Origin of the sequence: Escherichia sp. 10290, from assembly GCF_030295155.1 — a bacterium.
GTDB classification, from domain to species: domain Bacteria; phylum Pseudomonadota; class Gammaproteobacteria; order Enterobacterales; family Enterobacteriaceae; genus Escherichia; species Escherichia coli_F.
In genome coordinates this window covers 146,885-160,345 of sequence record NZ_AP025742.1, presented here as the reverse complement: position 1 = coordinate 160,345, position 13,461 = coordinate 146,885, and the positions used below count along the sequence as shown (strand labels likewise).

Below are 13,461 nucleotides of genomic sequence, written 5' to 3'. Positions count from 1 at the left end.
GTATGCGCTTTTACATGAAAAGTTTATGGGATTTGATTTGCCGTTATAAGGCGGTTTTTTCTGATGTCTGGAAAATTCGTCACACACTTGACGCTCCTGTCAGAGAAAAAGATGAGTATGCATTTCTTCCTGCTCACCTTGAACTCATTGAAACACCAGTATCCAGACGTTCTCATTTTGTTATATGGAGTATTTTATTATTTGTAATTATATCTCTTCTCTTATCTGTCCTTGGGAAAGTAGAAATAGTCTCAGTAGCAAATGGTAAGTTTACTCATAGTGGAAGAAGCAAAGAAATAAAACCGATAGAGAATGCAATTGTAGAAAAAATAATGGTAAAAGATGGCGCTTTTGTAAAAAAAATGATCCATTAGTTGAATTGACAGTGCCTGGTGTTGAATCTGATATTTCAAAATCAGAAGCATCTTTGTTGTATGAAAAAACAGAACAATATCGCTACGCAATTCTTTCTGAATCAATTCAAAAGAATGAGCTTCCAGAAATAAGGATAACAGATTTTCCTGGTGGAGAAGATAACGCGGGAGGTGAACATTTTCTGAGGGTTAGCTCATTAATAAAAGAACAATTCATGACATGGCAGAACAGAAAAAATCAAAAGCAGCTTACATTAAATAAAAAAGTAGTTGAACGGGATGCAGCGCTTGCTCGTGTTAGCCTGTATGAGCATCAGGTATCACATGAAGAAAAAAACTCAATGATTTTAAGTATTTGTTGAATAAAAAAGCTGTTTCTCAACATTCAGTTATGGAGCAGGAAAATAAGTATATTCAGGCAAAAAATGAACATGCAGTCTGGCTTGCACAGGTTTCTCAACTTGAAAAAGAAATAGAACTTGTGCGGGAAGAACTGGCACTGGAGACGAATATTTTCAGAAGTGAAATTATCGAGAAGCACAGAAAATCAACAGATAACATTGTGTTACTGGAGCATGAGCTTGAAAAAAACAGGCAGAGAAAAGCGTCATCTTTTATTAAAGCTCCTGTTAGTGGTACTGTTCAGGAGTTAAATATACATACAGAAGGTGGAGTTGTCACAACAGCAGAAACGCTGATGATGATTGTCCCTGATAATGACATTCTCGAAGTTACAGCGTCTGTACTTAACAAGGATATCGGTTTTATACAACCTGGACAGGAGGTAGTTATTAAAGTAGATGCATATCCATATACACGCTATGGTTACCTTACGGGGAAAGTAAAAAATATAACTGCAGATCCTGTTTCTGTTCCGGATACAGGACTTGTATTTAACGTGATTATATCTATTGATCGGAATGATATACAGGGAGAAAGAAAAAAAATTCCTGTTACAGCTGGAATGACGGTTATGGCAGAAATAAAAACAGGAGTGCGTAGTGTTATCAGCTATCTTCTTAGCCCATTAAATGAAACTATTAATGAAAGTTTACGTGAACGTTAGTATATAAATAATATATTGGCTTTTTATATGATATAGATTTCTGCAATAATCTTGTAACGATTATCTATGTTATTTAAACAAACTATGGTACAGTTTTTTATCTTTAAAAAAGAGTTAATGGAATGGATAGTATTAAATTACTTGATAAAGCTATTATCTATCCGAAGTAGCGGAAGGCGCGAACCAGTGATTCGTAGGTATGCTCAGCATCCTGTTTTGGTGCGGCGAAGACATGGAAGCGGCGGGAGAACCCCAGCGTATTAACCGCAAAGTTAACTTTGCACCGTTGCCGGCAACCTCCACCTCAACGTCGCCCCAGTCGTGCTGGAGCTGGTATCCTGGCTGAGTTTCGAAGCGAACTGTTCTTTTTGACGGACGCATTTTACGTTTGGGCTGGATGTAGTAACGCAGCATGGAACGTCCGCCCGTATAACCCATTGCCTTAATCTCCGCGAAGATAACCTCGCTATTCCAGACATTCTCTGCCAGGCGCATGTCGATGTAATCCATAAACGGTTTCAGCTTAACCATTTTGTGGCGGGTTTTTCTGGCTGGCGGTTCAGGGTATTTGAGGTAGCGTCTGACCGTCCGTTCAGAGCAACCAATCTGAGTCGCAATATCGACAATGTACGCGCCCTGCTGGCGCATTTGCTTTATCATGTAAAAGTCCTCTCTGCTCAGCATGTTGATGTCCTTTCTGGTGTGAGAACCTTAAGGAAACAACATGTTGGGTGGAGCGGACAATCCAAATGGCGAATTACCGTCTTATATCACTGGCGCTGACAATCTCAGCCACCGCGAAAATGACATCAAAAACGCCATTAACCTGATGTTCTGGGGAATATAAATGTCAGGCTCCGTTATACACAGCCAGTCTGCAGCCATGGTACCGGCAGTGTATTCTGCCGGACAGTCTCCACAACTTCCTGCTGTCATTGATTATCCGGCAGCTCTGGCACTTCGCCAGATGTCGATGGTCCATGATGAACTGCCGAAATATCTGCTGGCTCCGGAAGTGAGTGCCCTGCTCCATTACGTCCCGGATCTGCGCCGCAAGATGCTGCTGGCCACACTGTGGAACACCGGTGCGCGCATTAATGAAGCACTGGCGCTGACACGGGGGGATTTTTCGCTCGCGCCTCCGTATCCGTTTGTGCAGCTTGCGACCCTGAAACAACGGACCGAAAAGACAGCCAGAACGGCAGGAAGATCGCCGGCCGGTAAGCAGACTCACCGGCTGGTTCCGCATCTCTGATGCCTGGTACCTCAGCCAGCTGCAGACGATGGTGGCAACACTGAAAATCCCCAGGGAGCGGCGTAACTGTCGCACCGGCAGAACAGAGAAAGTGAGGATCTGGGAAGTGACGGACAGAACAGTCAGGACCTGGATTGGGGAAGCGGTTGCCGCCGCTGCTGCTGACGGTGTGACGTTCTCTGTTCTTGTCACACCACATACATTCCGCCACTCCTATGCGATGCATATGCTGTATGCCGGTATTCCACTGAAGGTCCTGCAGAGCCTGATGGGGCATAAGTCCATCAGCTCAACAGAGGTCTACACGAAGGTGTTTGCACTGGATGTGGCTGCACGGCACCGGGTGCAGTTTGCGATGCCTGAGTCCGATGCAGTGTCTATGCTCAAAAGAATTCCTTAAGCTCTGACTTTTTTAAATCCCTTTCGGATATCTCATGGATATATTATCGGTATTTCATATTCTGTTGACATGCCGGACTGGTATAGAGTAAAAAAACATCTGTTGAGTACCTCTTGGATATCCGAAAGATGTCTTTGGGGTTCTTTATGGGTATTACATTTGGATTCTGGAGATACACTATGCCTGTTATTGCTAATACGCATCCCAAAGGTGGTGTGGGTAAGACAACTTCATCCGTAAACATTGTTGGTGAAATGAAGTCTGATACAGTTGATCTGGATACTCATACTGGGCTTTCTATCATTCTGGGGCTGAGACCTGAAGGAAAAGAAATTTCCGTGAAAGTACCCAAAACAGTGGATGAGTTAATCGAAATTATGACTCCCTACAAGAACAGCGATAAGACGTTACTTATTGACTGTGGGGGATTTGACTCAGATCTTACCCGTACTGCGATTGCCTTTGCAGACTGCGTTATTGTCCCTTCAAAAGATTCCCTGACTGAGCGTATTGGTTTGATGCATTTTGATGGAGTACTGGACGAAATCAGCTCTATCATGGGGACCGATATAATTGCTCACCTGTATCTCTGTAAAGTTAATCCTAACAAGAAGAAATTCCCTAAGCTTGATGCAATCCTGCCATCGTTCAAACATCTGAAGCTGATGAAGAGCCGCATTTCTGCTCGTGCAGAATTTGAGGATGTCATTGAGACTGGGATGGGAATCACTGAGTCTGTTCATGGGCGCTATTCGGCAGGAGGTAAGGAAGTTATTGCCCTGATCGAAGAAATCAATCATCTGATTGAAAATAATAAACAGTAAGGTATATCTATTGGGTATCCATATAGTATCCTTTAGGCTTTTAATAGATATCTTTTGAGTATCTAACAAACATCCTGGGTTATCTCATGAGCAAAGCGAAATTTAGTGCACAGGCTGAAAAACTGAAAAACCTGGTGGATTCTGCCAGATTACAAACTTCTTCTTCTGCCGTAACAGCAACAGTCCCGTCTCAGCCAAATGAAGGTGCAGAGGAAGTTTCAGGTCGTCCCGTAGCTGCCAGGACGAAGGCTAAGAATCTTAAGGCCATACCGCTGTCGTATTTTGAAGCACATGCGGAACTTAAAGCGACCAGTAAAACATCTCTGGATTTTAGCTCATATATTATTGAGGCTATAAGAGAGAAGCTTGAACGTGACGGTGCAATAGGTCAATAATTCATAGGGTACCTTGAGGGTATCTGATGGGTGTCTTTTAAATGCGTTATGGGGATTCTTCAGGTACCTGAAGAGTCCCCATTAGACATCTTTCTGTATATGGTGACATGATTCGTCACCGCTTTCCTTTCCTCTCAGTTTCACCATTTCATTCCTTTTCCCTTAACCTGAACCATGATGTCAAAGATGTTTTTATATTGCATTTATGTATCACATATAACCTTCATAATGTTTTTGTATCTATGATTTCCTCGGTCTTAAAGTTGTGTGTACAATGCACATGCAATTTATCGTGTTTTTATGTTGTATTTGTCTTTTCAGAAAGACCATTTTTTCATTATAATTGAATATACATTATATGTATGAAGTATGTTTGTTTTTTCTATTTGTTTATGAGCAACGGAGACTGGTTATGAAAATCTTTATTGATGATGGTTCTACCAACATTAAACTTGCCTGGTTGGAGGATGGTGACGTGAAAACGCTAATCAGCCCTAACAGCTTTAAACCGGAATGGTCTTTTAGTTTACTGGATGATGCTGCCCCGGCTAATTACGAGATCGACGGCGAGAAGTTTTCATTTGATCCATTAAGTGCTGATGCTGTCGTAACGACTGAAACACGCTATCAGTACAGTGATGTGAATGTTGTGGCCATTCAGCATGCGCTACAGCAGACCGGCCTGAAAGCGCAGCCTGTTGATGTCATCGTCACATTGCCGATCTCTGAATACCTTGACGCCAACAATCAGAAAAATAAGCAAAACATTGAAAGAAAGAAAAAAAATGTGATGCGTGAAGTACGGGTGCAGGGGAGTGATGCATTTGTTATTCGCAGTGTTTCCGTTCTTCCTGAAAGTATTCCCGCTGGTTTCAGTGTTCTTGCGGGGCTTGAGGATGATGAATCCCTTTTGATCGTAGATCTCGGTGGTACAACTCTTGATGTGTCGCATGTTCGTAGCAAAATGACAGGGATTACAAAAACCTGGTGTGATCCGAATATCGGCGTGTCCCTGATTACATCCGGGGTTAAGGAACAGATGGCTGTACATGCTAATACAAGAGTGAGCTCATTCCAGGCTGACAATATCATTGTGCACCGTAATGAACCTGACTACCTTTCCCGTCGCATTTATAATGCTGAACAGCGTGAGTCTATCATTAATGTTATCAATGAACGGCAGAAGTTGCTTATTAAACGAGTTAATGATGTCATCAGCCGTTTCACCGACTATACACATGTAATGTGTGTTGGTGGTGGGGCTGAAATTGTGTCCGAGGCTGTGAAGAACCTGACTAGGGTTCCTGATAAGCGCTTTTATCTGAGCTCATCCCCGCAGTTTGATTTAGTCATGGGAATGATAAAAAGTAAGCGACTCGTCAGAACCGTATTGATATTTACTGAGAGCTCAGATCAACTTTCCAGGGCAACAGATCGCGTACCCGGTTTGCCGGCCAGTCCTGGATATGTTCAATGACGTAACGCAGCCACTTTTCTGGCTCCACATTGTTCAGACGGCATGTGCCGATCAGCGAGTACAACACCGCCGCATGTTCACCACCGCTGTCGGAACCCGCGAACATCCAGTTTTTCCGGCCTACGGCCACTCCCCGTAAGGCGTTCTCTGCGATGTTGTTGTCGATTTCCACCCAGCCATTACTGCAGTACACGTTCAGTGCATCCCACTGTTTCAGCAGGTATGCGAACGCTTTTGCCGTATCTGAGTGACGCGACAGTGTTTTCATCTGTTGCTGTATCCAGTCATACAGTGACTGCATCAGTGGCGCGGCTCTGGCTTTTCTTGCCGCCAGACGCTGTTCTGCTGAACAGCCCCGGACCTCTGCCTCGATGGCATACAGTTCACCGATACGCTGCAGGGCTTCCGTGGTGATGTAGGTGGGCGCTCTTGCATGCACATCGTGGATTTTTCTCCGGGCATGAGCCATACACGCGGCTTCCGTTATTCTGCCGGATTCGTATAACGCCCGGTAACCACCGTAAGCATCGGCCTGAAGCACACCGCTGTAACCGGCCAGGTGATTTTGTGGATGGATACCTTTCCGGTCCGGACTGTACGCGAACCAGACCGCCGGGGGCATCTGTGAACCGGCGTTACGGTCATCACGGACGTAGACCCACAGCCGGGCTGTCCGGGTTTTACCGCTGCCCGGCTCCTGGACCGGGACGGGGATATCATCAGCATGGACTTTACCGGGCATCAGCACATACTGGCGCAGGACGTCATACAGCGGCTCCAGCAGTTCAGCAACAGCACCTGTCCAGCGCCCCAGTGTGGCACGGCTCAGCTCCACTCCCTGACGACGGTATATTTCTGACTGGCGGTATAACGGCAGATGGTCTGCATATTTCCCGGTGACAACATGGGCCAGAAGCCCCGCTCCGGCATAACTGCGTGCAATGGGTTTTGAAGGTACTGGTGCCTGCACGATATGGTCGCACCGGCAACAGGCCTGTTTCGGACGTTGTGTTTCGATAACCTTAAAGGCGCTGCTGATAAGCTCCAGTTGCTCTGACACATCACATCCCAGAGAACTGAGTTCACCACCACAGGCAGGACAGCATTCCTCTTCCGGCCGGATAACCCGGGTTTCACGGGGAAGTGAGGCCGGTAACGGTTTACGGGCTGAAGACTGGCGCAGGGCGGATGGCAGTACCGGGTCATATTGCTCACCCAGCGTTTCCGCCATTTCTTCCTGAAGTGCGCTGATTCGCTCCTGTGCTTCCTGTATCTGCCGTTCGGTTTTTGCACGAAGTTTTTCTGAGCTTTTACCGAACTGCATACGTTGCAGTTTCGCAACCAGCGCCTTCAGCCGGTTGATTTCGGAAGCATAAGCCGCCACCCGCTGTGAGAGCAGGCGGTTGTATTCAGCCATCTGGCGGATGGTGTCCTGTTGCGTCTGCAACAGTGCCCGCAGGCGGGCGTTCTCATGAGCAAGTGAGGTGTCCATATCCTCACTTTACAACGGGTTATATGCGGATTCCAGCGCGTTCCGTTCGTTTCGGGTGCTTCCAGTTGATACCTTCAAGAAGCATGGATAACTGAGCCGGAGTAAGGTGCACCTTGCCGTCACGGGTGACTGGCCAGACGAAGCGGCCCCGCTCCAGGCGTTTGGTGAAGAGGCACAGTCCGTCACTGTCAGCCCACAACACTTTTATCTGGTCACCCCGACGTCCGCGGAAGATGAACAGGTGTCCGGAGAACGGGTCATCCTTCAGGACGTTCTGAACTTTTGATGCCAGGCCGTTAAAGCCATTTCGCATATCGGTGATACCTGCAACCAGCCAGATACGCGAACCTGCAGGGAGAGATATCATCAGTGGCTGCTCCCTTTTATTTCGCGGATAAGTGTCTGTAATAACGCCGGCGTCAGTTTACCTTTAAGCCTGAGAGTTCCGGCCGGCAGAACCAGCTCACAACACAGACTGTCGGACGGTGTATTTATCTGCTCTGGTTCCTGTGCGGGGGCCGGGATTTTATTATCCGGCTCCGGCGTTAACGTCACGGGAAGCAGTGCCGGCATATTTTTTCCGGAAGGCAGCAGGCCACCTTTCCGGTATTGATGGCGCCAGTTGAAGAGCAGGTTATCGTTGATTCCGTTTTCCCGGGCGATCTGCGCCACACAGGCTCCGGGCTGCAGTGACTGCTCCACTAAGGCGATTTTAAACTCATAAGGGAAGTTGGGCCGCCGGGGACGTTTTTTTACCACGGGGGCTTCGGATATAACGGTGCTTTCAGGACGTACGACTGGTACCGTGGAAAATTGTCCGTAAAGGCAGGCATCAAGTTCCTGCTCCGACATGCCTGCGGGCAAAGGCCACGAAAGGCCAGCTCTCCGAAAGCGCACGAACATACTACAAACTGTTGATTTTGGTACACCCAGGCGACGCCCGGCCACAACCCGGGGTAAATGTTCTTCAAAGTGAAGACGTAAAGCTTCAGTGATCCAGGTCCGGTGTTTCATACGATAGTGTCCATTAAAAATGATGGACATTATTTTTGTAGAGCCGGAGGAAACAGACCAGACGGTTTAAATGAGCCGGTTACGATAAAAATGAAAGGTGGTGTGATTAATGAGTGATGAAAATAAATCCAGACGCTGCTCATTTGAACTTTTCCCGGATGAACGGACAGGAGATAAGATAGCAGATGAGCTCATTGCAAATGAAAAACTGAAGGAGCGGGGACGTTTCATGCGCGCGATGTTAGTTACTGGTGCGGCGTTTGCAGCTATAGATAAACGTCTTCCTTTGCTGATATCGGAGTTACTGACAGAAAATACGACTCTGGATGATATTAATAAGGTGATTTCCAGCGTAATACCAGGTGCTTTTTCGGTTGAAAAGAAATTGCTTGAATTACTGGAAAAACAATCTGGTCTCCATACGTCTGTGGATTGTAGTGCTCCTCTTACAGAGCAGAGCCTGGCGAGAAATGACGGTGAAGACCAGACCAGAAGAAACGCTGAAAATATGTTCGGAGATGACTGAACTAACCCAGCCTGGCCAGGGGAATATCTCGCCATTTAGTTGTATAACACTGACTCAACATTTCCCGTTTCATTTGCCATTCAGGGGCGGTTCCTCGCCCCGCAAACCACACTTTCCCTTTTCCCGACTGGTTCAGTTCATCGAGTGTTTTCATTAACTTTTCACTTTTTTTACGGGGCTGGATTTCATCAAATAATCCCGGCTGCGCTATACCCGATGGTGTGAAATCAGCCAGCATGACTCCTGCCTTCATATAGCGGTACCCTTCACGCCAGACATGGTTTAACGCTCTGCATGCTGCGGCAATAATGTCCCGGCTGTCCTGTGTGGGGAATGGAAGCTTTTCCACAGCGGCATTGCTGTAACAGGGGGCTTTCACTGCAAAGGGTGACGTTCGTATAAATGTCGCCACCTGCCGGCAATACTGACGCTCCCCACGTAGTTTCTCTGCGGCCCGCTCTGCATACTGAACAACAGCCTGGTGCATGGCATCTTTGTCTGTGATTCGTTCACCAAAACTGCGACTACAGACAATCTGCTGTTTTGCCGGTGGTGCTTCTTCCAGGGATATGCAGGACTCGCCGTTGAGTTCGCGTACCGTACGCTCAAGAATGACGCTGAAGTTTTTCCGGATGAATGCCGTGTTAGCCTGCGCCAGCTGCAGTGCTGTGTTAATACCCAGCGCATTCAGCTTTTCCGTCAGTCTGCGTCCTACTCCCCAGACCTCACCAACTGGCTGCAGCCCCAGTAGCTTCAAGATCCGATTACGGTTTTCTGTTGTCAGCGCGACCACACCGGAAAACTGTGGCCATTGCTTTGTTGCCCACTGTGCACTTTTAGCCAGCGTTTTTGTAGGCGCAATACCCACCCCCATGGTGAGTGTTCCCTGAGCTGATGACCAAAAACCTCCGGAGAGATGCAATGATTTATCCCCCGCAAATCAATGAATCGCCCCGGTTTTCCTGGAGAATGTTTTATCTGTGCACACGGATACTGGGTGTAAAAGAGTTCGGGTGTGATAACCCGGACTGTCATCACGTAAAGTACCTGACCTGCTCATGCGGCAGCCGTGCCTGCCCGTCCTGCGGAAAGAAGGCAACAGACCTGATCTTACCCAGCAATAGTGGACACGCAGCTAAGTGAGTAAACTTTCAGTCAGAGGTGACTCACATGACAAAAACAGTATCAACCAGCAAAAAAACACGTAAACAGCATTCGCCTGAATTTCGCAGTGAAGCCCTGAAGTATTCAGGTCACTTACAGTACCACTCACTCTCATGTATACATATATATGAAATTACAATTTCAATGATATATATCATAAAAACTAGACTGGCCCCCTGAATCTCCAGACAACCAGTATCACTTAAATAAGTGATAGTCTCAATACTAGTTTTTAGACTAGTCATTGGAGAACAGATGATTGATGTCTTAGGGCCGGAGAAACGCAGACGGCGTACCACACAGGAAAAGATCGCAATTGTTCAGCAGAGCTTTGAACCGGGGATGACGGTCTCCCTCGTTGCCCGGCAACATGGTGTAGCAGCCAGCCAGTTATTTCTCTGGCGTAAGCAATACCAGGAAGGAAGTCTTACTGCTGTCGCCGCCGGAGAACAGGTTGTTCCTGCCTCTGAACTTGCTGCCGCCATGAAGCAGATTAAAGAACTCCAGCGCCTGCTCGGCAAGAAAACGATGGAAAATGAACTCCTCAAAGAAGCCGTTGAATATGGACGGGCAAAAAAGTGGATAGCGCACGCGCCCTTATTGCCCGGGGATGGGGAGTAAGCTTAGTCAGCCGTTGTCTCCGGGTGTCGCGTGCGCAGTTGCACGTCATTCTCAGACGAACCGATGACTGGATGGATGGCCGCCGCAGTCGTCACACTGATGATACGGATGTGCTTCTCCGTATACACCATGTTATCGGAGAGCTGCCCACGTATGGTTATCGTCGGGTATGGGCGCTGCTTCGCAGACAGGCAGAACTTGATGGTATGCCTGCGATCAATGCCAAACGTGTTTACCGGATCATGCGCCAGAATGCGCTGTTGCTTGAGCGAAAACCTGCTGTACCGCCATCGAAACGGGCACATACAGGCAGAGTGGCCGTGAAAGAAAGCAATCAGCGATGGTGCTCTGACGGGTTCGAGTTCTGCTGTGATAACGGAGAGAGACTGCGTGTCACGTTCGCGCTGGACTGCTGTGATCGTGAGGCACTGCACTGGGCGGTGACTACTGGCGGCTTCAACAGTGAAACAGTACAGGACGTCATGCTGGGAGCGGTGGAACGCCGCTTCGGCAACGATCTTCCGTCGTCTCCAGTGGAGTGGCTGACGGATAATGGTTCATGCTACCGGGCTAATGAAACACGCCAGTTCGCCCGGATGTTGGGACTTGAACCGAAGAACACGGCGGTGCGGAGTCCGGAGAGTAACGGAATAGCAGAGAGCTTCGTGAAAACGATAAAGCGTGACTACATCAGTATCATGCCCAAACCAGACGGGTTAACGGCAGCAAAGAACCTTGCAGAGGCGTTCGAGCATTATAACGAATGGCATCCGCATAGTGCGCTGGGTTATCGCTCGCCACGGGAATATCTGCGGCAGCGGGCTTGTAATGGGTTAAGTGATAACAGATGTCTGGAAATATAGGGGCAAATCCAAAAACCTATGTCAGATTAAGTTATAATCTTACTCTAAAGTTCAGAAATAAACATGGAAAACATACAGATAAATATGGTAGACTGGCCCCCTGAATCTCCAGACAACCAGTATCACTTAAATAAGTGATAGTCTTAATACTAGTTTTTAGACTAGTCATTGGAGAACAGATGATTGATGTCTTAGGGCCGGAGAAACGCAGACGGCGTACCACACAGGAAAAGATCGCAATTGTTCAGCAGAGCTTTGAACCGGGGATGACGGTCTCCCTCGTTGCCCGGCAACATGGTGTAGCAGCCAGCCAGTTATTTCTCTGGCGTAAGCAATACCAGGAAGGAAGTCTTACTGCTGTCGCCGCCGGAGAACAGGTTGTTCCTGCCTCTGAACTTGCTGCCGCCATGAAGCAGATTAAAGAACTCCAGCGCCTGCTCGGCAAGAAAACGATGGAAAATGAACTCCTCAAAGAAGCCGTTGAATATGGACGGGCAAAAAAGTGGATAGCGCACGCGCCCTTATTGCCCGGGGATGGGGAGTAAGCTTAGTCAGCCGTTGTCTCCGGGTGTCGCGTGCGCAGTTGCACGTCATTCTCAGACGAACCGATGACTGGATGGATGGCCGCCGCAGTCGTCACACTGATGATACGGATGTGCTTCTCCGTATACACCATGTTATCGGAGAGCTGCCCACGTATGGTTATCGTCGGGTATGGGCGCTGCTTCGCAGACAGGCAGAACTTGATGGTATGCCTGCGATCAATGCCAAACGTGTTTACCGGATCATGCGCCAGAATGCGCTGTTGCTTGAGCGAAAACCTGCTGTACCGCCATCGAAACGGGCACATACAGGCAGAGTGGCCGTGAAAGAAAGCAATCAGCGATGGTGCTCTGACGGGTTCGAGTTCTGCTGTGATAACGGAGAGAGACTGCGTGTCACGTTCGCGCTGGACTGCTGTGATCGTGAGGCACTGCACTGGGCGGTGACTACTGGCGGCTTCAACAGTGAAACAGTACAGGACGTCATGCTGGGAGCGGTGGAACGCCGCTTCGGCAACGATCTTCCGTCGTCTCCAGTGGAGTGGCTGACGGATAATGGTTCATGCTACCGGGCTAATGAAACACGCCAGTTCGCCCGGATGTTGGGACTTGAACCGAAGAACACGGCGGTGCGGAGTCCGGAGAGTAACGGAATAGCAGAGAGCTTCGTGAAAACGATAAAGCGTGACTACATCAGTATCATGCCCAAACCAGACGGGTTAACGGCAGCAAAGAACCTTGCAGAGGCGTTCGAGCATTATAACGAATGGCATCCGCATAGTGCGCTGGGTTATCGCTCGCCACGGGAATATCTGCGGCAGCGGGCTTGTAATGGGTTAAGTGATAACAGATGTCTGGAAATATAGGGGCAAATCCATATGGAAAATATATTTAAGTTTTCTCAAACTGAATTCATAAAGTCTCAACATACAGACAGAAGCATATATAATGGATTATGTTTTTTTATGTGTATTGATTATATATATAACAAATTAAACGACATAAAGTGTGATTTCATTTTTTTTAGCAAGACATATGCATTTTCCTCAAGATACAGAGGAATGTTACTTGCATATGAAAGCGGAACCATTAAAGACCCATACTTAATAAAAAACGGAAAGATACACCTAAAAAAAATAAAAGGGGGTGTAAATCCTGTTGAACTCTATAATATAAAGGATGATTCTTATATTATTAATTTATCTCTTTCAAATGGTACAATGTCACATACTACAGCATTTATAAAAAATGGTCGGCATTCTTTATTCTTTGATCCAAATTTTGGTGAATATCTTGTAGGAAATAAGATGGAGCTTATAAACTTTTTAAAACAGAAATATAAAGGTTATTATAATTTAGATAATATATCACTATATTCGGCTAAATCCATTGATGGACGGAGAATACTGAACAGTAACTGTTGACGGCAATCACATAGTTTCAGCTTG

The 13,461-nt window shown here is 47.2% G+C and carries 10 protein-coding genes and 7 pseudogenes; 12 read left to right on the top strand and 5 right to left on the bottom strand.

Annotated features, from left to right (window positions below; translation table 11 throughout):
- Positions 1-2: 2 nt before the first annotated feature.
- A pseudogene (ehxD, locus tag QUE74_RS28320) lies at positions 3-1,440 on the top strand (enterohemolysin T1SS ABC transporter subunit EhxD).
- 66 nt (positions 1,441-1,506) lie between these two features.
- Positions 1,507-1,601, top strand: a pseudogene (locus QUE74_RS28315) (transcriptional regulator); the annotation flags it as partial.
- Here the strand turns inward: QUE74_RS28315 and istA are convergent.
- A pseudogene (istA, locus tag QUE74_RS28310) lies at positions 1,601-2,124 on the bottom strand (IS21-like element IS21 family transposase); the annotation flags it as partial. The pseudogenes QUE74_RS28315 and istA sit on opposite strands and share 1 nt — an antisense overlap.
- 40 nt (positions 2,125-2,164) lie before the next feature.
- On the opposite strand from istA, the gene QUE74_RS28305 reads away from it, so the two are divergent.
- The 5 genes and pseudogenes from QUE74_RS28305 to QUE74_RS28285 form a co-directional block, all read left to right on the top strand.
- Positions 2,165-2,287, top strand: coding sequence for a putative type II toxin-antitoxin system PemK/MazF family toxin (locus tag QUE74_RS28305; RefSeq protein ID WP_001364100.1), 123 nt, complete (start codon positions 2,165-2,167; stop codon positions 2,285-2,287).
- Positions 2,288-3,095, top strand: a pseudogene (locus QUE74_RS28300) (site-specific integrase).
- Between the two features lie 179 nt (positions 3,096-3,274).
- Positions 3,275-3,919 carry a ParA family protein gene (locus QUE74_RS28295; protein ID WP_001144034.1) on the top strand — a complete coding sequence of 215 codons (645 nt, stop codon included), beginning with the start codon at positions 3,275-3,277 and terminating at the stop codon, positions 3,917-3,919.
- Between the two features lie 86 nt (positions 3,920-4,005).
- Positions 4,006-4,314, top strand: coding sequence for a molecular chaperone GroEL (locus tag QUE74_RS28290; protein WP_000030204.1), 309 nt, complete (start codon positions 4,006-4,008; stop codon positions 4,312-4,314).
- A gap of 412 nt (positions 4,315-4,726) precedes the next feature.
- A pseudogene (locus QUE74_RS28285) lies at positions 4,727-5,686 on the top strand (plasmid segregation protein ParM); the annotation flags it as partial.
- Positions 5,687-5,711: 25 nt separating this feature from the next.
- Here the strand turns inward: QUE74_RS28285 and QUE74_RS28280 are convergent.
- Genes QUE74_RS28280 through tnpA form a run of 3 tightly spaced genes read right to left on the bottom strand, consistent with a single transcriptional unit; the run spans position 5,712 to position 8,327 of the window.
- Positions 5,712-7,283 (bottom strand): IS66-like element ISCro1 family transposase, encoded by a 1,572-nt coding sequence (locus QUE74_RS28280; RefSeq protein ID WP_000381395.1) that lies wholly within the window; start codon positions 7,281-7,283, stop codon positions 5,712-5,714.
- A 19-nt stretch (positions 7,284-7,302) separates the two neighbouring features.
- On the bottom strand, positions 7,303-7,650 hold the full coding sequence (gene tnpB, locus QUE74_RS28275) for an IS66 family insertion sequence element accessory protein TnpB (RefSeq protein WP_000624622.1): 348 nt from the start codon (positions 7,648-7,650) through the stop codon (positions 7,303-7,305).
- Positions 7,650-8,327 carry an IS66-like element accessory protein TnpA gene (gene tnpA, locus QUE74_RS28270; RefSeq protein WP_001339397.1) on the bottom strand — a complete coding sequence of 226 codons (678 nt, stop codon included), beginning with the start codon at positions 8,325-8,327 and terminating at the stop codon, positions 7,650-7,652. Before tnpA ends, tnpB begins: the two co-directional genes overlap by 1 nt.
- Before the next feature lie 79 nt (positions 8,328-8,406).
- Here tnpA and QUE74_RS28265 point away from each other — a divergent pair, with 79 nt between their 5' ends.
- Entirely contained in the window at positions 8,407-8,823 is a 417-nt protein-coding gene (locus QUE74_RS28265) for a plasmid partitioning/stability family protein (protein ID WP_001278817.1), read from the top strand.
- Between the two features lies 1 nt (position 8,824).
- Here the strand turns inward: QUE74_RS28265 and umuC are convergent.
- Positions 8,825-9,771 (bottom strand): annotated as a pseudogene (umuC, locus tag QUE74_RS28260) (translesion error-prone DNA polymerase V subunit UmuC); the annotation flags it as partial.
- Between the two features lie 30 nt (positions 9,772-9,801).
- On the opposite strand from umuC, the pseudogene QUE74_RS28255 reads away from it, so the two are divergent.
- The 4 genes and pseudogenes from QUE74_RS28255 to QUE74_RS28240 form a co-directional block, all read left to right on the top strand.
- Positions 9,802-9,930 (top strand): annotated as a pseudogene (locus tag QUE74_RS28255) (transposase zinc-binding domain-containing protein); the annotation flags it as partial.
- A 312-nt stretch (positions 9,931-10,242) separates the two neighbouring features.
- Positions 10,243-11,471, top strand: a protein-coding gene (locus tag QUE74_RS28250; RefSeq protein ID WP_088895425.1) for an IS3-like element IS2 family transposase whose coding sequence is annotated in 2 segments (ribosomal slippage) — positions 10,243-10,558 and positions 10,558-11,471 — 1,230 coding nt in all. Because the reading frame shifts where the segments join, the coding sequence is not laid out codon by codon here.
- A 179-nt stretch (positions 11,472-11,650) separates the two neighbouring features.
- A protein-coding gene (locus QUE74_RS28245; RefSeq protein WP_088895425.1) for an IS3-like element IS2 family transposase occupies positions 11,651-12,879 on the top strand; the annotation gives its coding sequence in 2 pieces (ribosomal slippage) (positions 11,651-11,966 and positions 11,966-12,879; 1,230 coding nt in all).
- Positions 12,880-13,074: 195 nt separating this feature from the next.
- Positions 13,075-13,437: a YopT-type cysteine protease domain-containing protein gene (locus tag QUE74_RS28240; RefSeq protein ID WP_001355468.1), complete on the top strand. Its 363-nt coding sequence runs from the start codon at positions 13,075-13,077 to the stop codon at positions 13,435-13,437.
- Positions 13,438-13,461: the final 24 nt, after the last annotated feature.